This is a genomic window from Streptomyces sp. NPDC003943, from assembly GCF_053605265.1.
The window spans coordinates 84,656-108,093 of sequence record NZ_JBSGIW010000016.1; the positions used below are offsets into that span (position 1 = coordinate 84,656).

21 protein-coding genes and 1 pseudogene are annotated in these 23,438 nt (G+C 73.0%); 11 read left to right on the forward strand and 11 right to left on the reverse strand.

Annotated features, from left to right (window positions below; translation table 11 throughout):
• Positions 1–57 precede the first annotated feature (57 nt).
• The 4 genes from egtA to egtD are packed head-to-tail and all read left to right on the forward strand — an operon-like array spanning position 58 to position 4,356.
• Entirely contained in the window at positions 58–1,326 is a 1,269-nt protein-coding gene (gene egtA, locus ACWEV0_RS10040) for an ergothioneine biosynthesis glutamate--cysteine ligase EgtA (protein WP_453148093.1), read from the forward strand.
• On the forward strand, positions 1,323–2,642 hold the full coding sequence (gene egtB / locus ACWEV0_RS10045) for an ergothioneine biosynthesis protein EgtB (protein ID WP_453148095.1): 1,320 nt from the start codon (positions 1,323–1,325) through the stop codon (positions 2,640–2,642). Before egtA ends, egtB begins: the two co-directional genes overlap by 4 nt.
• Entirely contained in the window at positions 2,642–3,394 is a 753-nt protein-coding gene (gene egtC, locus ACWEV0_RS10050; protein WP_453148097.1) for an ergothioneine biosynthesis protein EgtC, read from the forward strand. The genes egtB and egtC overlap by 1 nt, the downstream gene beginning before the upstream one ends.
• On the forward strand, positions 3,391–4,356 hold the full coding sequence (egtD, locus tag ACWEV0_RS10055; protein ID WP_453148099.1) for an L-histidine N(alpha)-methyltransferase: 966 nt from the start codon (positions 3,391–3,393) through the stop codon (positions 4,354–4,356). The genes egtC and egtD overlap by 4 nt, the downstream gene beginning before the upstream one ends.
• Here the strand turns inward: egtD and ACWEV0_RS10060 are convergent.
• The 3 genes from ACWEV0_RS10060 to ACWEV0_RS10070 all read right to left on the reverse strand — a co-directional run bounded on the left by ACWEV0_RS10060 (position 4,251) and on the right by ACWEV0_RS10070 (position 7,576).
• Complete coding sequence (locus ACWEV0_RS10060; RefSeq protein WP_453148101.1) at positions 4,251–5,321, reverse strand: lysophospholipid acyltransferase family protein; 1,071 nt, start codon at positions 5,319–5,321, stop codon at positions 4,251–4,253. The genes egtD and ACWEV0_RS10060 overlap by 106 nt on opposite strands.
• Positions 5,318–6,145, reverse strand: a complete 828-nt coding sequence (locus tag ACWEV0_RS10065; RefSeq protein WP_453148103.1) for a GNAT family N-acetyltransferase — start codon at positions 6,143–6,145, stop codon at positions 5,318–5,320. The genes ACWEV0_RS10060 and ACWEV0_RS10065 overlap by 4 nt, the downstream gene beginning before the upstream one ends.
• Positions 6,146–6,328: 183 nt before the next feature.
• Positions 6,329–7,576, reverse strand: a complete 1,248-nt coding sequence (locus ACWEV0_RS10070) for an extracellular solute-binding protein (protein WP_453148105.1) — start codon at positions 7,574–7,576, stop codon at positions 6,329–6,331.
• A gap of 236 nt (positions 7,577–7,812) precedes the next feature.
• On the opposite strand from ACWEV0_RS10070, the gene ACWEV0_RS10075 reads away from it, so the two are divergent.
• Positions 7,813–8,028 carry a dodecin gene (locus ACWEV0_RS10075; protein ID WP_453148107.1) on the forward strand — a complete coding sequence of 72 codons (216 nt, stop codon included), beginning with the start codon at positions 7,813–7,815 and terminating at the stop codon, positions 8,026–8,028.
• An 8-nt stretch (positions 8,029–8,036) separates the two neighbouring features.
• Here the strand turns inward: ACWEV0_RS10075 and ACWEV0_RS10080 are convergent, their stop codons facing one another.
• Positions 8,037–8,525: a phosphatase domain-containing protein gene (locus ACWEV0_RS10080; RefSeq protein ID WP_453148108.1), complete on the reverse strand. Its 489-nt coding sequence runs from the start codon at positions 8,523–8,525 to the stop codon at positions 8,037–8,039.
• A 75-nt stretch (positions 8,526–8,600) separates the two neighbouring features.
• Here ACWEV0_RS10080 and ACWEV0_RS10085 point away from each other — a divergent pair, with 75 nt between their 5' ends.
• A complete protein-coding gene (locus tag ACWEV0_RS10085) occupies positions 8,601–9,641 on the forward strand; it encodes an MsnO8 family LLM class oxidoreductase (RefSeq protein ID WP_453148109.1) in 1,041 nt (346 codons plus the stop codon).
• A 9-nt stretch (positions 9,642–9,650) separates the two neighbouring features.
• Positions 9,651–12,047: pseudogene (locus ACWEV0_RS10090) on the forward strand (ATP-binding cassette domain-containing protein).
• 34 nt (positions 12,048–12,081) lie between these two features.
• Here ACWEV0_RS10090 and ACWEV0_RS10095 read toward each other — a convergent pair.
• The 4 genes from ACWEV0_RS10095 to ACWEV0_RS10110 form a co-directional block, all read right to left on the reverse strand.
• The gene (locus ACWEV0_RS10095; protein ID WP_453148111.1) at positions 12,082–12,915 is read right to left on the reverse strand and encodes a class II glutamine amidotransferase; all 834 of its coding nucleotides are present in this window, start codon (positions 12,913–12,915) and stop codon (positions 12,082–12,084) included.
• A 171-nt stretch (positions 12,916–13,086) separates the two neighbouring features.
• The gene (locus ACWEV0_RS10100) at positions 13,087–13,836 is read right to left on the reverse strand and encodes a succinate dehydrogenase/fumarate reductase iron-sulfur subunit (RefSeq protein ID WP_453148113.1); all 750 of its coding nucleotides are present in this window, start codon (positions 13,834–13,836) and stop codon (positions 13,087–13,089) included.
• Entirely contained in the window at positions 13,833–15,785 is a 1,953-nt protein-coding gene (locus ACWEV0_RS10105) for a fumarate reductase/succinate dehydrogenase flavoprotein subunit (protein WP_453148114.1), read from the reverse strand. The genes ACWEV0_RS10100 and ACWEV0_RS10105 overlap by 4 nt, the downstream gene beginning before the upstream one ends.
• Position 15,786: 1 nt before the next feature.
• The gene (locus ACWEV0_RS10110) at positions 15,787–16,506 is read right to left on the reverse strand and encodes a succinate dehydrogenase (RefSeq protein ID WP_453148115.1); all 720 of its coding nucleotides are present in this window, start codon (positions 16,504–16,506) and stop codon (positions 15,787–15,789) included.
• A 95-nt stretch (positions 16,507–16,601) separates the two neighbouring features.
• On the opposite strand from ACWEV0_RS10110, the gene ACWEV0_RS10115 reads away from it, so the two are divergent.
• A complete protein-coding gene (locus ACWEV0_RS10115; protein ID WP_453148117.1) occupies positions 16,602–17,498 on the forward strand; it encodes a LysR family transcriptional regulator in 897 nt (298 codons plus the stop codon).
• A gap of 32 nt (positions 17,499–17,530) precedes the next feature.
• Here ACWEV0_RS10115 and ACWEV0_RS10120 read toward each other — a convergent pair whose 3' ends face one another.
• The 3 genes from ACWEV0_RS10120 to ACWEV0_RS10130 form a co-directional block, all read right to left on the reverse strand.
• A complete protein-coding gene (locus ACWEV0_RS10120) occupies positions 17,531–19,753 on the reverse strand; it encodes a putative bifunctional diguanylate cyclase/phosphodiesterase (protein ID WP_453148119.1) in 2,223 nt (740 codons plus the stop codon).
• Positions 19,750–20,562, reverse strand: coding sequence for an SAM-dependent methyltransferase (locus tag ACWEV0_RS10125; protein WP_453148121.1), 813 nt, complete (start codon positions 20,560–20,562; stop codon positions 19,750–19,752). Before ACWEV0_RS10125 ends, ACWEV0_RS10120 begins: the two co-directional genes overlap by 4 nt.
• Before the next feature lie 529 nt (positions 20,563–21,091).
• Positions 21,092–21,220 carry a hypothetical protein gene (locus tag ACWEV0_RS10130; RefSeq protein ID WP_453148122.1) on the reverse strand — a complete coding sequence of 43 codons (129 nt, stop codon included), beginning with the start codon at positions 21,218–21,220 and terminating at the stop codon, positions 21,092–21,094.
• Positions 21,221–21,560: 340 nt separating this feature from the next.
• Between ACWEV0_RS10130 and ACWEV0_RS10135 the strand changes: the two genes are divergently transcribed.
• The 3 genes from ACWEV0_RS10135 to ACWEV0_RS10145 all read left to right on the forward strand — a co-directional run bounded on the left by ACWEV0_RS10135 (position 21,561) and on the right by ACWEV0_RS10145 (position 23,325).
• Positions 21,561–21,695 (forward strand): hypothetical protein, encoded by a 135-nt coding sequence (locus tag ACWEV0_RS10135; protein WP_453148124.1) that lies wholly within the window; start codon positions 21,561–21,563, stop codon positions 21,693–21,695.
• 121 nt (positions 21,696–21,816) lie between these two features.
• Entirely contained in the window at positions 21,817–22,581 is a 765-nt protein-coding gene (locus ACWEV0_RS10140) for a bestrophin-like domain (protein WP_453148126.1), read from the forward strand.
• Positions 22,582–22,761: 180 nt separating this feature from the next.
• Positions 22,762–23,325, forward strand: coding sequence for a hypothetical protein (locus tag ACWEV0_RS10145; RefSeq protein WP_453148128.1), 564 nt, complete (start codon positions 22,762–22,764; stop codon positions 23,323–23,325).
• The last annotated feature ends 113 nt before the right edge of the window (positions 23,326–23,438 follow it).

Consider the following 23,438-nt stretch of genomic DNA (forward strand, 5'->3'; position numbering starts at 1 on the left):
GCACGCCCGGGAGTCGTGGCTTTAGGTGGAATCAGCGCTTTCCCAGGAGGTGAAGCGATGACGACACCGTCGTCGAGCGGCATACCCCGGGGCGGTCCTCCGCTGTCCGAGAGCGAGGCCGAGGCCCTGTTGCGGGGCATCTGTTTCAAGACGGGGCCGCCGCGCACGGTCGGGGCCGAGCTGGAGTGGCTCGTCCACGAACTGCGTGATCCCCGTCTTCCCGTTGCGCCGGCCCGGCTGGCCGCGGCGATCGACACCGTACGGGCGCTGCCGCTGGTGGCGGCGCTCACCTTCGAACCCGGCGGGCAGCTGGAGCTCAGCTCGCGGCCCGCCGCCTCCCTCATGGAGTGCCTGGACTCGCTCGCCGCCGATCTGCGGGCGGTGCGGGAGGCGCTCGCTCCCCTCGGACTCGGCCTCAGCGGTTACGGGGTCGACCCGTGGCACGCGCCCCGCGCGCGGGTGCTGCACGAACCGCGCTACGACGCCATGGAGCTCGTCCTCGGCCGGACGGGTCCGGCCGGGCGGGCCATGATGTGCGAGTCGGCGTCCGTGCAGGTCTGTCTCGACGCCGGGCTGGACGACTCCGGGCCGCTGGGCTACCGGCGGCGCTGGCGGCTCGCGCATCTGCTGGGCGCGGTGCTGGTGGCGGCGTTCGCCAACTCGCCGGTGCACGGCGGGCGGCGGACCGGCTGGCGGTCGACCCGGCAGGCGCTGTGGACGGAGCTCGATCCGTCGCGGGCGCTGGCCCCGTCGGCGGACGGCGAGCCCCGTGCCGAGTGGGCGGCGCACGTCCTGGACACGCCGGTGATGTGCGTACGGACCGAGAGCGGGCCGTGGGCGGTGCCGGAGGGGCTGACCTTCCGGCAGTGGCTGCGCACGGGCGCGCCGCGCCGCGCCGACACGGACGACCTGCGTTACCACCTGACGACTCTCTTCCCGCCGGTGCGGCCGCGCGGGCACATGGAGCTGCGCATGATCGACGCCCAGTCCGGCCGGGACGGCTGGATGGTGCCGGTGGCCGTGACCACGGCACTCTTCGAGGACCCGGTGGCTGCCGAGGCGGCCGAGCGGGCGGTGGCGCCGCTGGCTGCGCTCGCCGGGCCCGGTCCGGCGCCGCGCAATCCGCTGTGGCGGGCGGCGGCCCGGGACGGCCTCACGGATCCGGCGCTGCGCACCGCCGCGCGTTCGGTGTTCGCCGCCGCCCTGGAGGCGCTGCCCCGGATCGGGGCGACCGCCGAGGTGACGGGCGGGGTGGCCGCCTTCCACGAACGGTACGTACTGCGGGGCGCGTGCCCGGCCGACGAGCTGCAGGAGGTGGCGTCATGACCGCGCCGGCCGAACGGGATGTGAAGCAGCGGGCGGTGGTGGCGCTGACGAGGGCGCGGGAGCGCACCGCGCTGCTCACCTCGTGCGTGGACGACGGTGAACTGACCGCGCAGCACTCGCCGCTGATGTCGCCGCTGGTGTGGGACCTGGCGCACATCGGCAACCAGGAGGAGCAGTGGCTGTGGCGGGCCGTCGGCGGACGGGAAGCGCTGCGGCCCGAGATCGACCCGCTGTACGACGCCTTCCAGCACCCGCGCGCGTCGCGGCCGTCGCTGCCGCTGCTCGCGCCCGCCGAGGCGCGGGCGTACGCGGCGGACGTACGCGGCCGGATTCTGGACGTCCTCGACGGCGCCCGGTTCGACGGGGCCGGGCCGCTGGTCGAGGCGGCGTTCGCCTTCGGGATGATCGCGCAGCACGAACAGCAGCACGACGAGACCATGCTGATCACACATCAGCTGCGGACGGGGCCCGCGGCCCTGTCCGCCCCTCCCCCGCCGGTGAAGGAGTCCGGCGGCCCGCTGGAGCACGAAGTCCTGGTGCCGGGCGGCCCTTTCATCATGGGCACGTCCGACGAGCCGTGGGCGCTCGACAACGAGCGCCCCGCGCACACCCGGATCGTCCCGTCGTTCTTCATCGACACCGTGCCCGTCACCAACGGCTCCTATCTGGCCTTCATGGCCGACGGCGGCTACCGCGACGAGCGGTGGTGGCAGCCGGAGGGCTGGGCGCAGATCCGTGAACATGCCATCGAGGCACCGCTGTTCTGGCGGCACGAGGGCGGGCAGTGGCTGCGTCGCCGGTTCGGGGCGACCGAGCCGGTGGCCGAGGACGAGCCGGTGCTGCACGTGAGCTGGTACGAGGCGGACGCCTACGCGCGCTGGGCCGGGCGCCGGCTGCCCACCGAGGCCGAGTGGGAGAAGGCCGCCCGGCACGACCCGGCGACCGGCCGCTCGCGCCGCTACCCGTGGGGCGACGCCGACCCCGAGCCCGTACACGCCAACCTGGGGCAGCGGCACCTGGGGCCCGCGGCCGCCGGGAGCTGTCCCGAGGGCGCGTCCCCGCTCGGGGTGCGGCAGCTGATCGGTGACGTGTGGGAGTGGACGGCCAGCGACTTCCTGCCGTATCCGGGCTTCCGGGCCTTCCCGTACAAGGAGTACTCGGAGGTGTTCTTCGGGCCCGCCCACAAGGTGCTGCGCGGCGGCTCCTTCGCCGTCGACCCGGTGGCCTGCCGGGGCACCTTCCGCAACTGGGACCTGCCGGTGCGGCGCCAGATCTTCTCCGGCTTCCGCACCGCCCGGAACGCGGAGCCCGCCTGATGTGCCGTCATCTGGCCTTCCTCGGTGCCCCTTTGGCACTCGGAGAGCTGCTCCTTCGTCCCCCGCACTCCCTGGAGCGGCAGTCCTGGGAGCCGAAGACGCAGCGCAGCGGAGTGGTCAACGCGGACGGTTTCGGGGTCGGCTGGTACGCGGAGGGCGATCCGGTGCCCGCCCGCTACCGGCGGGCCACGCCGATCTGGGGCGACCCGGGCTTCGCCGATCTGGCCCGGGTGGTACGGACCGGGGCGCTGCTCGCCGCCGTGCGCGGGGCCACCGTGCCGGGCCCGGACGGGGAGGCGGCGGCGGCGCCGTTCGCGTCCGACCGGTGGCTGTTCAGCCACAACGGGGCCATACCGGGCTGGCCGGACGTGCTGGCCCCGGTGGCGGCGACCCTGCCGGCCCCGGCGCTGCTCGCCCTGGAGGCGCGCACGGACTCGGCCCTGATCTGGGCGCTCGCGCTGCACCGGCTGCGCGCCGGGGAGCCGCCCGGGCGGGCGCTCGCCGGAACCGTACGGGAGGTGGCGGAGGCCGCCCCCGGCGCCCGGCTCAATCTGCTGCTGACCGACGGGGCGACGATCGCGGCGACCACGTGGGGGGATTCGCTCTGCTACCTCACCGGGCCCGACCGGACGGTCGTGGCCTCCGAACCGTACGACGACGATCCGCGCTGGACGGCGGTGCCGGACCGCACGGTCCTCACCGCCGCCCGCACCGGCGTCGTCCTCAGCCCCATCGAGGAGCCCTCCCCGTGAGCCCCTTCCAGCTGACCCGCACCCTCCCCGAGGACGCCACGGACGCCGCGCTGCGCGCCGACGTGCTCCACGGCCTGACCCGCACCCCGAAGGAGCTGCCGCCCAAGTGGTTCTACGACGCGCACGGCAGCGACCTGTTCGAGGAGATCACCCGGCTGCCCGAGTACTACCCGACGCGCGCCGAGCGCGAGATCCTCATCGCCCGGTCCCCGGAGATCGCCGCGGCGACCGGGGCGCGGGCCCTGGTGGAGCTGGGCTCCGGGTCCTCGGAGAAGACCCGGTACCTGATCGACGCCCTGCTGCCGGAGCTGGTCGCCTACGTACCGGTGGACGTGAGCGAGGCGGCGCTGAAGGGCGCGGGCGCGGTGCTGCTCGCGGACCTGCCGGAACTCACCGTGCACGCCCTGGTGGCCGACTTCACCCACGGTCTGGATCTGCCCGCGACGCCGGGGCCGCGGCTCGTGGCGTTCCTGGGCGGCACGATCGGCAATCTGCTGCCGGACGAGCGGCAGCGGTTCCTGCGGGCGGTACGGGGGATGCTGACGCCGGGTGACGCGCTGCTGCTCGGCACGGACCTGGTGAAGGACGAGGCGACACTGGTCGCGGCCTACGACGACGCGGCCGGAGTGACGGCGGCGTTCAACAAGAACGTGCTCGCCGTCATCGACCGGGAGCTCGGGGCGGACGCCCGCCCGGAGGACTTCGACCATGTGGCGCTCTGGGACCGTGAGCGGGAGTGGATCGAGATGCGGCTGCGGGCGCGGCACGCGCTCGTGGTGAAGATCCCGGAGCTGGATCTGGTGGTGCCGTTCGAGGCGGGTGAGGAGCTGCGGACGGAGATCTCGGCGAAGTTCCGTCAGGAGGGGGTGCGGGCGGAACTGGCGGAGGCGGGACTGACGCTGTCGCGCTGGTGGACGGACGAGGCGGGGCGGTTCGCGCTCTCTCTGGCGACGGTGGGCTGAGCGGGGACGGCGGGGAGGGCGGCCCCGGAGCGCGGATCCTGGATATCGGAGGTCGGCTCCGGGATATCGGAGGTCGGATCCAGGGCGACGGCCGTGTGGGCCGCGCGGGCGAGGGTGCGGCGGTCGGGAGACCGGATGCCGGATCCCGGATATCGGGTGCTGGACATCGGATATTGGGTGCTGGAGCCCGGATGTTGGGTGCTGGAGCCCGGATGTTGGGTGCTGGATATCGGATCCAATATCCGTATCTCCGCGACCAGCCGCCGCGCCGTCGCGATCCGCCACAGCGAGGCCCCCAGGGTGTCGTCGCCCACGTACGCGGCGGCCCCCACGGGTGTGTAGTCGATCCGTACGGGCTGGATATCGGATCCGGTATCCACCGCGGCCTGGAACGCGGCCGGGCGGAACACCCCTCGCGCCCGCCCGCACCAGGTCGAGCCCTCCGGGAAGACGATCACCCGGCCGCCGCCGGCGAGGACACAGGCCATCGCGCCGACCGTGCCGGGCAGGCTCCTGAGCCGGTCACGGTCGATGAACAGGGTCCCGCCGAGCGCGGCGAGCGGTCCGAGCACGGGCCAGCCGCGCACTTCGCGCTTGGCCAGCATCCGGCCGGGGAGCACGGCGGCGATCAGCGGGATGTCCAGCCAGGAGATGTGGTTCGCGACGACCAGCAGCGGCCCGGAGCGGGGCACGGCCCGGCCGGTGACCCGGATCCGTACGCCGAAGGCCCACAGCACGCTCCGGCACCAGCACCGGACGAGGAGCCGGCGCCCCGCCGCGGGGAGCGGGACCGCGAGCGGGGACAGCAGCACGCCGAGGAGGACCGCGGCGAGCCCGGCGGTCAGCCGGAGCACAGCGGCAGCGGTGCCGCGGGCCGCGGCCGCGGGCCCGGGGTGCGCGGCGCACCGGCCGGGCGTGCAGGGTGCCGTGGGCAGCCACGGCGACGCGGCGGCGGGGGTGCTCACCGGGCCGGGGCGAGCGAGAGGAAGTGGCGCAGGTAGCGGGGGTTGGTGCGGTCGAGCGACAGCAGGACGTAGAGGTCGGCGCAGCCGAAGTCGGGGTCGTACGCGGGCGCTCCGCACACCCAGGCGCCGAGCCGCAGGTAGCCGCGCAGCAGCGCAGGCAGTTCGACGCGGCCCCGGGCGGGCGGCACGGCGGCGTCGGGGGTCCACAGCCGGTGCGGGGTGACCCAGTACTCCTCGGGGGCGAGGTGCTTGGTCCTCACGGTGTCCCAGGTGGTGGCGGCGAGGGTGCCGCCGTCGGCGAGCGGGACGGAGCAGCAGCCGGCCAGCCAGTTGTGCCCGGTGCGGGTCATGTAGCGGGCGAGACCGGCCCAGACGAGGGCGATGACGGCGCCGTTGCGGTGGGCGGGGTGCACACAGGAACGTCCGACCTCGACGAGGTCGTGGCGGATCGGGGCGAGCCGGGTGAGGTCGAACTCGCTCTCCGAGTAGAGCCGTCCGGCGACGGCGGCGCGCTCGGGCGGCAGCACCCGGTAGGTGCCGACGACCTCGCCGGTGTCCTCCCGGCGTACCAGGAGGTGGTCGCAGTAGGCGTCGAAGGCGTCGCTGTCGAGACCGGGTTCGGGCCCGTCGACGTGGGCGCCCATCTCGCCGGCGAAGACCAGGTGGCGCAGCCGCTGGGCGGCCCGGACGTCCTCCTGGTCGCGGGCGAGGCCCACGACGTAGCGGGGCTGCGGGGCGCCGTCGGGGTGCGGCTGGGCCGGTACGGCGGCGAGGGGTCCGTCCACGGGTACGGCGACGGGCTGGGCGAGGGGTACGGCGGCCATGTCGGGCTCCTCCGGCGGTACGGAAGGGACGGTCGGGGCCGGGCCGTGCGAGCGGTGGCCCGGCCCCTCGTTTCTTCCGCTGCCGGCTGGATTCGACGTGACCGTCCGGGGGCCGGTTGGTGTGGAGGCGCTGAATGGTGGGCGGAGCGGTCCGGGCCGGCTCCGCCCCGCTGGGCGGTTCCCCTACTCGGCGAGGCTGTCGGTGATCTTGTCGGAGGCGTTCTCGGCGGCCTTCCTGGGGTCGTCACCCATGAGGACGGAGGTCATGTAGGGCTTGATGGGGTTGTCGGCCTCGACGTCGGCCCACTGGGGCGAGTTGGGGGTGGCGCGGCCGCGGGCGGCGGCGACGGCCATGGTGGCGGTGGCCTCCTGGCCGGCGACGACGGAGGCGAGGGTGGTCTTGTTGGGCACGTAGTTCATGGCGCGGGCGAGTTCGCCCTGCCACTTCTCGCCGGCGAGGGCCTTGACGACGTCGATGGCGGCGGTGCGCTCGGGCGCGTTCTCCGGGACGATCAGGTCGGATCCGCCGGTGAACACGGCGCAGGGCCGTCCGGGCTTCTTGCCGGGTATGGCGAAGTAGCCCAGCTTGTCCTTGAGGGCGGGGTTGGCCTTGGTGATGGCGGGGACGGCGCTGGGCGGCGCGATGATCTGGGCGACGTCGCCCCTGGCGAAGACCTCGGCCTGCGGCGGGTTCTGCTCGTCGGCGTCCTTCGGGCCGTCGCCGAGCGACTGGAGCTCCTTGTAGAACTCCATGCCGCGCAGGGCGGCCGGAGTGTCGAGGGCTCCGGCCCACACACCGCCCTTGTCGACGGCGAGTTCGCCGCCCTCGTCCCAGATGAAGCCGGAGAGCGTGTACCAGTCCTGGCCGGCCAGGTAGATCCCCTGCTCGTCGCCCTGGTCGAGCTTCTCGGTCGCGGTGAGCCACTCGGCGCGGCTCTTCGGCGGCTTGACGCCGGCCTGCTCGAAGAGGTCCTTGTTGTAGATGACGATGCGGCTGGCCGCGTACCAGGGGATGCCGTACTGGGCGCCGTCGATGCTGCCGGGCTGGGCGAGACCGGGCAGCCAGTCCTGGCCGCCGAGGTCGCGGACCGACTCCAGCGTGAGGTCGTAGAGCTTCTCGGTGTCGGCGTACCGCGCGACCTGGGTGTTGCCGACCTCGATGACGTCCGGGCCGCCGGGGCCCTCGATGGCCTCGGTGACCTTCTTCCCGATGCCGGTCCAGTCCTGGATGGTGACCCGGAGTTCGACGCCGTCGTGCTCGGCCTCGAAGGACTCCTTGAACCGCTTCAGGAAGTCGTCGCTGACGCTGTCGCGCATCAGCCACACGTTCACCGTCCTGGTGGAACTCCCGCCGCCCGGGAGCAGCCCGCACCCGGCGAGGGCGAGGGCGGAGACGACTGCAAGGGCACAGACGAGACGGCGGTTCTTCACGTTGGTCACCTTCTGCGTAGGGGGCTGACCCGACGTGTGGGGGGACCGAACGGGAGGTTCGCGCGGGTTGGTGGCCTGGATTCTGGTCTGGACCAATAGGGATGGTCAAGTCCCCGCGGGCCGCGATCCGGGCGGCGGCGCAGCGCCCGGCCGGCGGCGGACGTGTCGCGGACCCCGGGCCGGTGGGGCACGGTGGAGGGAACGCACCGAGGGCACCCCGAGAGGAGTCCGGCTCCATGTCGAACCACACCTACCGCGTCACCGAGATCGTCGGCACGTCCACCGAAGGAATCGACCAGGCCATCCGCAACGGGATCGAGCGCGCCTCGCAGACCCTCAGGGGCCTCGACTGGTTCGAGGTCACGCAGATGCGCGGCCATCTCGTCGACGGGGCGATCGAGCACTACCAGGTGGGTCTCAAGGTGGGCTTCCGACTGGAGGACAGCGCCTGAGGCGCAACTCAGGTCCGTCCCTCCGTCTCCTGCGCCTCCTTCAGCGCCTCCGACTCCGCCGCCCACCGGGCGCGTACGACGGTGAACCCCGCCGCCTCGGCGGCGTCGCACACCAGCTCGTCGTCGTCCACGAGCATCCGCACCTCGCGCTCGCGCTCCAGCCGGCGCAGCACGTCCAGTTTGGTCTGCCGCGCCGGGCGGAAGTCCCGCTCGCGGCGCATGTGCACCGGTCCCTCCGGGAGCCCGTGCGCGGCGAGCCAGTCGAGGGTGTCGCGGCGGCAGCGCTCGGGCCGGCCGGTGAGGTAGACGATGTCGCACTCCTCCGCGGTCTCCCGGCAGAGCGCGACGCCCCGCGCGAGCGGCGGGTCCTCGGGGGCGGCGGTGAAGAAGCCGTCCCAGTCGCGCGGGCGCCCTTCGAGGAAGTGCTGACGGTGGGCGGTGGAGGAGAGGGTGTTGTCGAGGTCGAAGACGGCCACGGGCCTGCGGTGTCGGGTCACTCCCCCAGCCTAGGGAGCGCGCCGCGCCTCGGGGAATCCCCGGCGGCGCGTGGTGTTGAACCCTTTGTGAGCACCATGACGACGCCGCCGTCCGCCTTCGACGGCATCCGCTTCTCCGTTCTCGACCGTTCCCGCACCCGGGAGGGCGAGGACGGCGGCCAGGCGCTGCGCGACACGGTTCGCCTGGCGCGCGAGGCGGAGGCACTGGGCTACCACCGGTTCTGGGTGTCGGAGCACCACGGCGTGCCGGGTGTGGCGGGCTCGGCGCCCACCGTGCTGGCGGCCGCCGTTGCGGCGGCGACCAGCCGGGTCCGGGTCGGGACGGGCGGGGTGATGCTGCCGAACCACCAGCCGATGGTGGTGGCGGAGCAGTTCGGCGTCCTGGAGTCGTTGTTTCCCGGGCGGATCGACATGGGCCTGGGACGTTCCGTCGGCTTCACCGACGGCATCCGGCGGGCGCTCGGCCGGGACAAGGAGGACGCGGACCGGTTCGCGGAGCAACTGGACGAGCTGCTCGGCTGGTTCACCGGCGAGCAGACCGTCCACCGCCAGGTCCACGCCCGCCCCGCCGAGGGCCTGCGGGTGCCGCCGTTCGTGCTCGCCACGGGTGAGGGCGCGGCGATCGCCGCGGCGGCCGGGCTGCCGCTGGTCGTCGGGGACCTGCGCGGCCGGGCCCGGCTGCGCGAAGCGATCGACACCTACCGGGCCGCGTTCCGGCCGTCGCCGTGGGCCGCGGAGCCGTATGTGGTGGTCTCGGGCACGGTCGCCGTGGCGGGGACGGAGGAGGCGGCGCGACGGCTGCTGATGCCGGAGGCGTGGTCGCTGGCGTACTCGCGGACCCGGGGCGAGTTCCCGCCGCTGCTGCCGCCCGAGCGGATCGAGACGCTCGAGATGTCGGAGAAGCAGCGCGGTTTCTACGAGTCCGGGCTGCGCGGTCATGTGTACGGCACGCCGGAGCAGGTCGCCGACGCGCTGGCGCGCGTGGTGCGGGAGACCGGCGCGCAGGAGGTCCTGGTGACGACGAGCACCCACGACCGGGGCGCGCTGCTCGACTCGTACCGCTCGCTCGCCCGGCTGGCCGGGCTGACCAGGGCAAACGTGGCAAGCCGGGCCTAGAATCGGCGGATGCGCGACACCGGCACCGACCCGTTCACCCCCAGCCCCGCCACTCCGGCCGCACCCCATGACCCGTTCGTACGGGTCCGGGGCGCGCGCGAGCACAATCTGCGGGGCGTCGACGTCGACATCCCGCGTGACGCGCTGACCGTCTTCACCGGGGTGTCGGGTTCGGGGAAGTCGTCGCTCGCCTTCGGCACGATCTACGCGGAGGCGCAGCGCCGCTACTTCGAGTCGGTGGCGCCGTACGCGCGCCGGCTGATCCACCAGGTGGGGGCGCCGAAGGTCGGGGAGATCACGGGGCTGCCGCCGGCGGTCTCGCTGGAGCAGCGGCGGGCGGCGCCGAACGCGCGCTCCTCCGTGGGCACGGTGACGACGCTGTCCAACTCGCTGCGGATGCTCTTCTCCCGTGCGGGCAGCTATCCGCCGGGAGCGCAGCGTCTCGATTCCGACGCCTTCTCCCCCAACACCGCCGCCGGGGCCTGTCCTTCGTGTCACGGCCTGGGCCGGGTGCACGAGACGAGCGAGGAACTGCTCGTGCCCGACCCGGGGTTGTCGATCCGGGACGGCGCCATCGCGGCCTGGCCGGGGGCGTGGCAGGGCAAGAACCTGCGGGACGTACTGGACACGCTCGGGTACGACGTGGACCGGCCGTGGCGGGAGCTGAAGGCCGAGGACCGGGAGTGGATCCTCTTCACCGACGAACAGCCGGTGGTGACGGTGCATCCGGTACGGGAGGCCGGGCGCATCCAACGCCCGTACCAGGGCACGTACATGAGCGCCCGGCGCTATGTGATGCACACCTTCTCCGACTCGAAGAGCGCGACGCTGCGGGCGAAGGCCGAGCGTTTCCTCACCAGCGCCCCGTGCCCGGTGTGCGGGGGCAGCCGGCTGCGGCCCGAGGCGCTCGCGGTGACCTTCGCGGGCCGTACGATCGCCGAGCTCGCCGCCCTGCCGCTGAACGAGCTGGCACGGACGCTGGAGAACGGCTCGGGCGGATCGGAGACCGCCCGGGTGCTCACCGGGGACCTGGTGGCGCGGATCGGTACGGTCACGGAGCTGGGTCTCGGCTATCTGAGCCTGGACCGGGCGACGCCGACGCTGTCCAACGGGGAGCTGCAGCGGCTGCGGCTCGCCACCCAGCTCCGGTCCGGTCTGTTCGGGGTCGTGTACGTGCTCGACGAGCCGTCCGCCGGGCTGCACCCGGCGGACACGGAGGCGCTGCTCGTGGCCCTGGAGCGGCTGCGGGCGGCCGGCAACACGGTGTTCGTGGTGGAGCACCACCTGGATGTGGTGCGGCGCGCCGACTGGCTGGTGGACGTGGGGCCGCGGGCCGGGGAGCACGGCGGCCGGGTGCTGCACAGCGGACCCCCGTCGGGCCTTGCGGAGGTGGCGGAGTCGGCGACCCGCCGGTTCCTGTTCGACCGGGCGGCGCCGGAAGAGCGGGAGGTGCGCGAACCGGCCGGCCGGCTGCGGTTCGGGCCGGTCACCCGGCACAATCTGCGCGGTCTGCGCGCGGCGTTCCCGCTCGGAGTGCTCACGGCGGTCACGGGTGTGTCGGGATCGGGCAAGTCGACGCTGGTGGGCGCGTTGACGGAGGCCGCCGGCTAACAGGAGGGCGTGGCACGGGTCGTGACGGTCGACCAGAAGCCGATCGGCCGGACCCCGCGCTCCAACCTGGCCACGTACACGGGTCTGTTCGACGTGGTGCGCAAGCTCTTCACGGAGACGGAGGAGGCCCGGGCGCGCGGCTACAAGGCGGGCCGCTTCTCCTTCAACGTCACCGGCGGGCGCTGCGAGACCTGCCAGGGCGAGGGGTTCGTCTCCGTCGAGCTGCTGTTCCTGCCGAGCACGTACGCGCCGTGCCCGGACTGTCAGGGCGCCCGCTACAACCCGGAGACGCTCCGGGTGCGGCTGCGCGGGCTGACCATCGCGGAGGTGCTCGACCTCACCGTGGAGGCGGCGGCGGAGTTCTTCGCGGACACCCCGGCGGCGGCCCGCAGTCTGCGCACGCTGCTCGACGTGGGCCTCGGCTATCTGCGGCTCGGCCAGCCGGCGACGGAGCTGTCGGGCGGGGAGGCCCAGCGCATCAAGCTGGCCGCCGAGCTCCAGCGGCCGCGCCGGGCGCACACCCTGTACGTCCTGGACGAGCCGACGACGGGACTGCACCCGGCGGACGTGGAGGTGCTGATGCGGCAGCTGCACGGCCTCGTCGACGCGGGCCACACGGTGGTGGTCGTCGAGCACGACATGGACGTGGTGGCCGGCGCCGACTGGGTGCTCGACCTGGGCCCGGGGGGTGGCGACGAGGGCGGCCGGCTCGTGGCCGAGGGGCCGCCCGCGGAGGTGGCCCGGGTGCCCGGCAGCCGCACCGCGCCCTACCTGGCGGCCCGGCTCGGCCTGTGACGCCCGCGGCGCGCGTGCCCGGCGGGTGACGCCGTCAGGCCGGCGTCGGGGCGAACCGGTGCAGTTCGTCGGTGCCGGGCTGGACGACGCCGTAGCTGTTCTCCGGCACCTCGTTCCAGGCACCGGGCAGGTCCCCGAGGGGTTCGGAGACGACGAGGCGGGTCTCGTCGGAGACCTCCCGCAGGAAGGCGACGTCGGGGTGGAGCCTGCGCAGCGCCTCGACCTGACTGCTGTAGTACAGCGAGCGGGAGGTATGAGCGCTGGAGTAGCGGAAGGCCCAGAGGCGCTCGCCGTCGGTGATGGCCAGCGTCATCTGGAGGGGGTGCTCGACCCCGTGCTCGCGGCCCACGCGCTCGACGACGCCCGCCATCCTGGCGACGGCGGCGGGCGGGTCCTGCTGGAGGCCGAAGGTGAGCGCGAGATAGAACATCACCTCGGAGTCCGTCGTGCCCTCGATGTCCGCGTACAGCCCGGGGTCGACCCCCAGGGTGAGGTCACGACGCACCAGGGGGAACCCGGAGATGGCGCCGTTGTGCATGAACATCCAGCGGCCGTGCCGGAAGGGGTGGCAGTTCGACTGCTGGACCGCCGTCCCGGTCGACGCCCGGATGTGGGCGAAGAACAGCGGGGACCGGACGTGGTCCGCCAGCTCCCGCAGATTGCGGTTGTTCCAGGCCGGGCCGACGTCTCTCAGCAGCGCCGGAGTGTCGTTCTCCGGCGAGTACCAGCCGACTCCGAACCCGTCGCCGTTGGTGGTCTCCACGCCGAGTCTGGAGTGCAGGCTCTGGTCGATCAGTGAGTGGGCCGGTCTGTAGAGAATGGTGTCGAGCAGCACCGGTGTTCCCCAGTACGCGAGCCAGCGGCACATCCCTGATCACCTGGGTCCCTGCCGGATCTCGGGGCCGGGACCCCTCCGCGGGCGGGCGCCGCCGTGCTCACCTTCCGGCCCTCCCATTCTCGGCGCCCCGCCCGGAGGTCGCCACAGCGGCGCCGGCTAGGGGGTGTCTCGGCGAGCCCGGCCTGATCGGCGAGACACCCCCTAGGAACGCCCGGCCTTGCGGCGCGCCCGCAGCCACTCCCTGTTCATGGCCGCGATCGACGACAGCGGGATGCCCTTGGGGCAGGCCGTGGCGCACTCGCCGGTGAGGGTGCAGCCGCCGAAGCCCTCGGCGTCCATCTGGGCGACCATGTCGAGCACCCGGGTCTCGCGCTCGGGGGCGCCCTGCGGGAGGACGCCGAGGTGGTTGACCTTGGCGGAGGTGAAGAGCATCGCCGAGCCGTTGGGGCAGGCGGCGACGCAGGCGCCGCAGCCGATGCACTCGGCGTGTTCGAAGGCGAGGTCGGCGTCGGCCTTGGGTACCGGGGTGGCGTGGGCCTCGGGTGCGGAACCGGTGGGGACGGAGACGTAGCCGCCTGCCTGGATGATGCGGTCGAAGGCGGAGCGGTCGACGACCAGGTCCTTGACGACGGGGAAGGCGGCGGCCCGCCAGGGTTCGACGTCGATGGTGTCGCCGTCGCGGAAGGAGCGCATGTGCAGCTGGCAGCTGGTGGTGCGCTCGGGGCCGTGGGCGTCGCCGTTGATGACGAGGCTGCAGGCGCCGCAGATGCCCTCGCGGCAGTCGTGGTCGAAGGCGACGGGGTCCTCGCCGCGCAGGATCAGTTCCTCGTTGAGGGTGTCGAGCATCTCCAGGAAGGACATGTCGGAGGAGATGCCGTCCACCTCGTAGGTGGCCATGGCGCCTTCGGCGTCGGCGTTCTTCTGGCGCCAGACGCGCAGGGTGAGCCTCATGCGTAGCTCCGCTGGGTGGGGTGGACGTGTTCGAAGGTGAGGTCTTCCTTGTGGAGCACCGGGGCGCCGGTCTCCCGGAACTCCCAGGCGGCGGCGTACGAGAACTCCTCGTCGCGGCGGGCGGCTTCGCCGTCCGCGGTCTGGGACTCCTCGCGGAAGTGGCCGCCGCAGGACTCCTCGCGGTGCAGCGCGTCGAGGCACATCAGCTCGGCGAGCTCCAGGTAGTCGACGATCCGGTTGGCCTTCTCCAGGGACTGGTTGAACTCCTCGCCCGTGCCCGGCACCTTGATGCGGCGCCAGAACTCCTCGCGGATCTCGGGGATGCGGCGCAGCGCCTTGCGCAGGCCCTCGTCGGTGCGGGCCATGCCGCAGAACTCCCACATGAGTTCGCCGAGTTCGCGGTGGAAGGAGTCCGGGGTGCGGTCGCCGTCGACGGCGAGGAGGAGGTGGAGCCGGTCCTCGGTCTCGGCGAGGACCTCGCGGACGACCGGGTGGGCGTCGGTGACGGCCTCGGCGTGCGGGTGGCGGGCCAGGTAGTCGTTGATGGTGGCCGGGAGCACGAAGTAGCCGTCGGCGAGGCCCTGCATCAGGGCGGAGGCGCCGAGCCGGTTGGCGCCGTGGTCGGAGAAGTTGGCCTCGCCGATGGCGAAGAGGCCGGGAATCGTGGTCTGGAGGTCGTAGTCGACCCAGAGTCCGCCCATCGTGTAGTGCACGGCGGGGTAGATCCGCATCGGCACCTCGTACGGGTTCTCGGCGGTGATCCGCTCGTACATGTCGAAGAGGTTGCCGTACTTCTCCTCGACCGCGGCCCGGCCCATCCGCCGGATGGCGTCGGCGAAGTCGAGGTAGACCCCCTGCCCGCCGGGGCCGACGCCGCGGCCCTCGTCGCAGACGTTCTTGGCGGCCCGGGAGGCGATGTCGCGGGGGACGAGGTTGCCGAAGGAGGGGTAGACGCGCTCCAGGTAGAAGTCGCGCTCGTCCTCGGGGATCTCGTTCGCCGGGCGGGTGTCGCCGACCGCCTTCGGCACCCAGATGCGGCCGTCGTTGCGCAGCGACTCGCTCATCAGGGTGAGCTTGGACTGGTGGTCGCCGGTGCGCGGGATGCAGGTGGGGTGGATCTGGGTGAAGCAGGGGTTGGCGAAGTAGGCGCCGCGCCGGTGGGCCCGCCAGACGGCGGTGGCGTTGGAGTTCATCGCGTTGGTGGAGAGGTAGAAGACGTTGCTGTAGCCGCCGGTGGCGAGCACGACGGCGTCGGCGTAGTGCGTGGAGATCTCGCCGGTGACGAGGTCGCGGGCGACGATGCCGCGGGCCCGGCCGTCGACGACGATCAGGTCGAGCATCTCCGTACGGGCGTGCAGCTCGACGTTTCCGGCGGCGATCTGCCGGGACAGCGCCTGGTAGGCGCCGAGGAGGAGCTGCTGTCCGGTCTGGCCGCGGGCGTAGAAGGTGCGGGAGACCTGGACGCCGCCGAAGGAGCGGGTGTCGAGCAGTCCGCCGTACTCGCGGGCGAAGGGCACGCCCTGGGCCACGCACTGGTCGATGATCTCGACGGAGATCTGCGCGAGCCGGTGCACGTTGGACTCGCGGGCGCGGAAGTCGCCGCCCTTGACGGTGTCGTAGAACAGGCGGTGGATGGAGTCGCCGTCGTTGCGGTAGTTCTTGGCGGCGTTGATGCCGCCCTGGGCGGCGATGGAGTGGGCGCGGCGCGGGGAGTCCTGGAAGCAGAACTGGACGACCTGGTAGCCCTGTTCGGCGAGGGTGGCGCCGGCGGAGCCGCCGGCGAGGCCGGTGCCGACGACGATGACGCGGTGGCCGCGGCGGTTGGCGGGGTTGACGAGCCTGGCCTGGAAGCGGCGGGTGTCCCAGCGTTCGGCGATGGGGCCGGCGGGGGCCTTGGTGTCGGCGATCGGTTCGCCGACCTCGTAGGCGGCGTGGTCGGAAAGGGTCATGTCAGCTCACCACTCCGGTCATGACGGCGACGGGTACGGAGACGAAGCCGGCGGTCAGCACGAGCGCGAGGGCGTCGGCCAGGAACTTCAGGACGCGTTCGCGGCGCGCGTTGCCGACGCCGAGGGTCTGGGCGGCGCTCCAGAAGCCGTGCCGGACGTGGAGTCCGACGGCCAGCATGGCGACGATGTAGATCACGTCGCCGTACCACGTGGAGAAGGTGTCCACGACGTTCTGGTAGGGCTTGCCCTCCTCGAAGCCGCCGGGGTGCACGGTGCCGGTGGTCAGGTCGAGGACGTGCCACACGACGAAGAGGCCGACGATCACGCCGCCCCAGCGCATGGTGCGGGTGGCGTAGGAGGAGCGCTTGCGGCGGTGTACGTAGCGGGTGGGCCGGGCCTTGAGGTCGCGCCGGCTGAGCTGGTACGCGGAGACGGCGTGCGCCACGACCGACGCGAGCAGCACGACGCGGGCGATCCACAGGCCCCAGTGGTGGTGCAGCACCGGGGCGCCCATGACGCGCAGCCAGTGGCCGTAGCCGTTGAACTCCTCGGGGCCGAAGAAGACCTTGAGGTTGCCCGCGACATGGGCGACGAGATAGGCGAGCATGATCAGGCCGCTCACGGCCATCACGGTCTTCTTGCCGATGGTCGACGCCCAGAAGCCGCGGGTGGGGGCGGGCGGCGGCGCGGTCCGCCGATCGGACTTGGTTGCCAGAGCCATGTCAGCGACGGTAGGGGCGACCGCCCCGAGAGGTCCAAGACATGGTTCGGCTGATCTCGATAGGCGCAGGCTATGGGCGCGGGTAGGCTGGTGCCATGCAGTTCCAGCAGCTCCTCTACTTCGTCGCCGTGGCCGAGACCCGGCACTTCACCCAGGCCGCCGAGCGGGTCCATGTCTCGCAGCCCTCGCTCTCGCAGCAGATCAAGGCCCTGGAGCAGGAGCTGGGCGCGGAGCTGTTCAGCCGGGCCCGGGGCAACATCACACTGACCGACGCGGGCGAGGCGCTGCTGCCGCTGGCCCGCCGGATCCTCGCCGACACCGACACCGCGCGCCACGAGGTGCAGGAGCTGGTGCAGCTCAGGCGGGGCCGGGTGCGGCTCGGGGCGACGCCCAGCCTGTGCACCGGGCTGCTGCCGGACGTGCTGCGCACCTTCCACGACCTGCACCCGGGGATCCGGCTGCTCATCGAGGAGGGCGGCTCGCACGACCTCGTACGGCACCTGGCGCGCGGCGCGCTCGACCTGGCGCTGGTGGTGCTGCCGCTGCCGACGCCGTCGCCCGCGCTGACCACGGTGGAGCTGCTCACCGAGGACCTGGTGGTGGTCTCCGCGGCCTCGGCGCCCGCGCCGCGCCGGCCGGTCAGGATCGCGGATCTGCGCGACCAGCCGCTCGTGATGTTCCGGCACGGCTACGACCTGCGGGAGCTGACCGTGGCGGCCTGCCGGGCGGAGGGTTTCGAGCCGTCGTTCACGGTGGAGGGCGGCGAGATGGACGCGGTGCTCGGTTTCGTACGGGCCGGGCTCGGCCTCGCGGTCGTGCCGGCCATGGTCGCGGCGCGGACGGGCCGCGACCTGCGGGTCACGGCCCTGGCCCGGCCGGGCCTGCGCCGGACGATCGCGCTGGCCCACCGCAGCGACGTGGCGCCTCCGCGGGCGGCCCGCGAGCTGCAGAAGCTGCTCATGGCCTCCCGCAGGGGCGCCCCCAAGGACTGAGGCCGGTCCGGCGGAGCATGGCCGGACAGGCCCTAGACGGCGTCCGCGAGCACCAGCGAGCGGATCCGGTCCGGGGCGCCGGGACGCGCGTAGTACCAGCCCTGGGCCGTGTCGCAGCCGAGGTCGCGCAGCTGCTGTGCCTGGGCGCCGGTCTCGACGCCCTCGACGGTGACGGCCAGCTCCAGGCTGTGGGCGAGCTGGACGATGCCCTCGACGATCTTGAGGTCGACCGGGTCCGCCGGGTGCTGCTGCATGCCCTGGGTGAAGGAACGGTCCAGCTTGAGGACGCTCACCGGGAGCCGGCGCAGGTTCGCCAGGTTGGAGTAACCGGTGCCGAAGTCGTCGAGCGCGATGTCCACGCCCATCTCGGCGAGCTGCCGCAGCGGCTTGAGCAGGTCCTCGTCCGCGCCGATCAGGGCCGACTCGGTGACCTCCAGGCAGAGCGCGCCCGGTTCGAGTCCGGCGCGCTCCAGGACGTCGACCGTCTCGGCGACCAGGCCCGGGTGGTGCAGCTGGGTCGGCGACAGGTTGACGTTGATCCGCAGCGGGCCGGTGGCCGGCTGGCCGCCGGGGGCCTCGTCCTGCCAGAAGCGGGCCTGCCGCACGGCCTCCTGGAGCACCCAGCGGCCGAGCGGCACGATCAGGCCGGTGTTCTCGGCGAGCGGGATGAACCGGTCGGGCCCGAGCACCCCGTGCTGCGGGTGGCACCACCGGACGAGCGCCTCGGCGCCGTGCACGCTGCCGTCGCCGAGGTGGACCAGCGGCTGGTACTCGATGAAGAACTCGCCGCGTTCCAGGGCCGCGGGCAGCGCGGTGGTGAGCCCGTGCCGGGTGATGGCGCGCGCGTCGGCCTCGGCGTCGGCGTACTCGAAGCGGTTGCCGCCCGCCGACTTGGCCCGGTACATGGTGATGTCCGCGCTGCGCAGCACCTCGGCCGCGGTCCGCTCGCCCGCCGGCCCCTCGACGATGCCGACGCTGCCGCGCACGGTGAGTTCGCGGCCGTCGACGCCGATGGGAGTGGCGAGCGCGGCGAGCATCCGCTCGGCGAGCTCGGCGACCTGGCGCTCGGTGCCGGGCCCGGTGGTCAGGGCGACGAACTCGTCGCCGCCCAGCCGGGCGACCATCTCGCCGGGCGCGGTGACGCAGCTCTGCAGCCGGTCGGCGACCTCGACGAGCAGCCGGTCGCCGGTGGAGTGGCCGAGGCTGTCGTTGATGACCTTGAAGCCGTCGAGGTCGAGGTAGCAGAGCCCGAAGCGGCTGTCGGCGCCCGGCCCGAGGGCCTTCTCCAGGCGTTCGAAGAACAGCGTGCGGTTGGGCAGGCCGGTGAGGGCGTCGTGCGTCGCCTCGTACCGCAGCCGCAGGTTGAGCAGCCGCCGCTCGGTGGTGTCCTCCATGAGCGCCAGCTGGTAGCGGGGGACGCCGGCCGCGTCGCGCAGCAGCGAGACGGTGAGGTTGGTCCACAGGGCGGTGCCGTCGCTGCGGTAGAACGGCTTCTCCACGCGGTAGTTCTCGCGCTCGCCGCGGACCAGCTCGTCGTAGAGCCGCCAGACGTGCGGGCCGTCCTCGGGGTGCACCCAGTCGACGATGTTGCGGCTGAGCACGGTGTGCTCCAGGCCGCCGAACATCCGGGTGAGGGTCTCGTTGACCTCCAGGACGTTGCCGTCGAGGTCGGCGATGCCGATGCCGATGGCCGCGCCCTCGAAGACCGCGCGGAAGCGGCTCTCGGTGGCGTGCAGGGCGAACTCGGCGGCGCTGCGGGCCGAGAGCGCCGAGTGGGCGATGGACTCCTGCTCGGCGAGCGTCCGCTCGCGCAGGGCCTGCGCGAAGCCGGCGGCCATGGCGTGCTGGAGCCGGGAGCAGCGGGCGCGCAGCTCCTCGGCGTCGAGCGGTGCGTCGAGCGCCGTGTCGGGCACGGCACCCTCCGCCGTGCCCGCGCCGTCGGCGCCCTCCGCGCAGTAGAGCACCAGGTACGCGTCGACCACGCCGAGGCTGCGGGCGAGCGCGTCCGGGTCGGTGCAGTGGGCGGCCACCAGGGCCTGCCCGACGCGGTGCGCGGGGGCGCTGTCGAAGGGCCGGGCGTGCAGGGCCGCGCACAGCTCCCGGGCCGGCGGCAGCAGGTGCCGCTCGAACTCCTGGCGGGTCATCGAGGTGGCGGTGACCGGGAACACGGCACGGCTCCAGATGGTCACGAACCGCCTGAGTCTGTCTTCGGGCCCGTCGGCGTCGGCGACGGAGGTCGTGGAGGACACCTTCACGGCTTGCGCCCCACCCCTGCGTAGCCGGAGAAGGCGTACGGATCCTCCTCCTCGTCCGGGCTGTCCGGCCGCCACAGCGGCATCGGGACGAGTCCGGGCTCGGCGAGCTCGGTGCCCTCGAAGAAGCGGGCGATCTCCTCGCGGGAGCGCATCACCAGCGGGTTGCGGATGTCGCGGTAGACGCCGACGGTGCCGGCGGCCCGCTCCTGCGGGACCGGGACGCCCTCGTAGGAGGCGTGGGTGACGACCAGGAGGCTGCCGGGCGCGAGCGCGTCGAGGAGCTCGGCCACGGCGGCGGCGGGCTCGTCGGCGTCCTCCAGGAAGTGCAGCACGGCGACGAGCAGCAGGGCCACCGGGCGGTCCAGGTCGAGGAGTTCGCCGACCTCGGGGCTGTGCAGGATCTCGCGCGGCTTGCGCAGGTCGGCGGCGACCACGGCCGTGCGGTCGTCGCCGTCGAGCACGGCCCGGCTGTGGGCGACGGCGACCGGGTCGTGGTCGACGTAGACGACCCGCGCCTGGTCCGTGGCGGCCTGGGCGACCTCGTGGACGTTGCCGAAGGTCGGTATGCCGGAGCCGATGTCCAGGAACTGGGTGACGTCGTTGTCGACGGCGTGGCGTACGGCTCGGCGCATGAAGGCACGGTTCGCCTGCATGATCTTCGGCAGCCCCGGCAGGAACTCCATGGCCTTCCGGGCCGCTTCCCGGTCCACTTCGAAATTGTGCGAGCCGCCCAGATAGAAGTCGTACATACGGGACACGCTCGGCACCGAAATATCGATGCCCGGCGGGGCCCAGGCGGGACGCTCCATCAAAGTCTCCAACAAGTCGCCATGGGGGATGCGGCCAGGTGTGCGCGGCCGACGTTCGAGCTGAGGCTACTGATCGCCCGCCGAGAGAGCGAGTAGAAACGGAAATTCGCGATCCGTTCTTGGTCACACGCCAATGGCATGTGCGGTAGGTAAGGAAGAGTTCACGCCTTCAGACCGTGCACATTCACGTGCACATGGTCGCGCGGATGCTCGAACGAGGCTTCCGTCGCAGCCCGGAGGGCCGCGGCCCGGTCGGTCCCGACCAACGAGCGGCGACAACCGGCCAGTTCCGGGCACGGACGGCTCCGGACCTCGTCGGACGTCTCTCAATACTCCCTAACCACCCGCAACGGCAAGGGCGTTGGCGGCGTTGATCACGCGTGAGTCGACAGAAGACGCCGAAACGTCAAACCCGTACACCGCGAGATCCGCTCCATCCGGGGAATCCGGGGCCGTTCCGGCCCGCCGGGGCGACGCGTCTGATCAAGCTGCTCGGCGTGTCTCTCTTGTCTCAGAACGGGTTGTCCCGCTACGGGCCGCTCCTGACGCGGCCGTTCGCGGCCGGCGCGCTGGTGTGGCTGCTCGCCACACCCGTGCCCGCGACCGCCGACGCGTGCGCGTACGCCTCGACCGGGCCGGACGGGTCGAGCGTCGCCATCGTGTCCGTCGGGCCGGGGCCCTGCCGCCCGAGCCACCCGCCGCACCCGTCGCATCCCCCGCACCCGAGCCATCCCCCGCACCCGTCGCACCCTCCGCACCCCACGCATCCGCCGCACCCGACACATCCGCCGAAGCCGAAGCCGGAGCCGAAGCCCGCACCGCCGCCGCCCGCGCCGAAGCCGCCGCGGCATGCTCCCCCGCCGAAGCCGGCCCCGCCCCGGCCCGCGCCGCCGCGCCCCGCCCCGGATCCGGCCACGCCGGAGGCGGAGCCGACGCCACCGCCGCCGTCCCCGCCCCCTTCGCCGACCGTGCGCCCGCGTCCGCCCGCCCCCGGGCCGGTGGCTCTGCCGCACTACAAGCGCGCGGCCCGGGCCAAGCCCAAGAGCTCCCCGAACGTGCTCACCACGACCCTGCTCGTCACGGCCCCGGCGGTACTGGCGACGGCCATCCTGCGCCCCCGCTCGTCCCGCTGACCTCCCGACCGCCCGACCGGCCGACCACCTGATCGCCTGGCACCTGGCACCTGGCACCTGGCACCTGGCACCTGGCACCTGATCAACCTCTTACGACGATTCTGACGATTCTGGAGAAACCTTGTCCGAATGGCTTGTTCTCACTCTCGCGATGGCCGCGGCGTGCGCCGTCGTGCTCGCCATCGTGGTCTTCAACCATCGCCGGATCCCCGAGGACGACGACCCCAGCGAGACCCCTGACGTCATCGAGTACATGACGATGATGATCGGCGTGGTGTACGCCATCGTCCTCGGCCTCGCCATCGCCGGCGTCTGGGAGGCCCGCAGCGCCGCCCAGGAGACCGTGCGACAGGAGGCGCAGGCGCTGCACGAGATCTCCGAGCGGGTCGAGGTCTACCCGGTGCCGGTGCGGCAGAAGATCCGGGCAGACATCGACGCGTACGTGTCGTACGTCGTCGACGAGGAGTTCCCGTACATGGCGGACCACGGCGAGCTCAGCGACAAGGGGACGGAGCTGCTCGAGAAGATCCGCCGCGGCGTGACGGACTACCAGCCCGCCAACGACTTCGAGGGCCAGGCGTACCAGCCGCTCGTGGACCAGGTCGCCGTCGTCGACGACGCGCGCGGCGCGCGCGGGCAGAACGCGGGCGAGACGATGCCGGGCGTGGTCTGGTTCGGCCTCATCATCGGCGCCCTGGTGACGGTGGGCCTGATCTTCACGCTCCAGATCCGGCGCACCGGACGGGAGTTGCTGCTCGCCGGCCTGTTCAGCGCGCTCATCGCCTTCCTGCTGTTCCTGATCTGGGACTTCGACGCGCCGTTCGGACGGGGCATCGCGGCCACCGCCGGGCCGTTCACCGACCTGTTCCCGCAGCTCACGGGCTGACCCGGGGTGCCGTGACGGCGGACGGGCCGTGGGCCGTTCGGGGGACACCGGTGCCCCATTCGCGCGCCTGGGATCGCGACTGTGATAGGGCGCTCCTAGCGTTTCGGGTATCGAGGTGCATCCCCTGCCTTTGTGGAAACCCCTTCCGCAGCTGCTCCTCGGGGACCCGGAGGTCTGATCATGCGCGCGATACGTGCCGCGTCCATCACAGTTCTGGGGGCGGCCGCCCTCGCCCTGACCGCCCCCGTCGCAGTATCCGCGGCCGCCGACGGAGTCCCGGCGCCCAAGGCCGGCGGACGGCCGGGGAAGGTCGCGAGCCTCTTCGTCGTCTCCCCCTCGGTGGTCGCGCCGGGCGGCCGGGTCACGCTCAGTGCCCCGGGCTGCGCCAGTACGGCGACGGCCTCGTCAGGCATCTTCGACACGGTCACCATCGCGCCGGGCTCGGCGGCCACCGCCACGGTGGACCTCGACGCCAAGCGGGGTGCCGTCTACACCGTCTCGTTCAACTGCACGGGTGGGGTCCAGGGTTCCGTGGACCTGGCCATCAGCGGCGGCGCGACGTCGACGCCCTCGGCCCGTTCGACCGTGCTCGTCCCGCCGCGCGGGGTGCAGGGCGGTCTGGGCGGCTCGGTGGACTCGGCCGGCGCCTGGGCGATGGCCGGCGGCGGGGCCATGGTGCTCGTCGCCGCGGGCGGTGTGGTCTACGTGATCCGTCGCAAGGCGGCGGCGGCCCGGCGCCACTGACGGCGCGGACGGTGCCTCGCCGCCCGGCACGGCCCTCGCCACCGGGCACACCTGTCACCGCGGGAACGCCCGCAACGCCCGTCGCCCCCGAGTCCTGGCCGGGACTCGGGGGC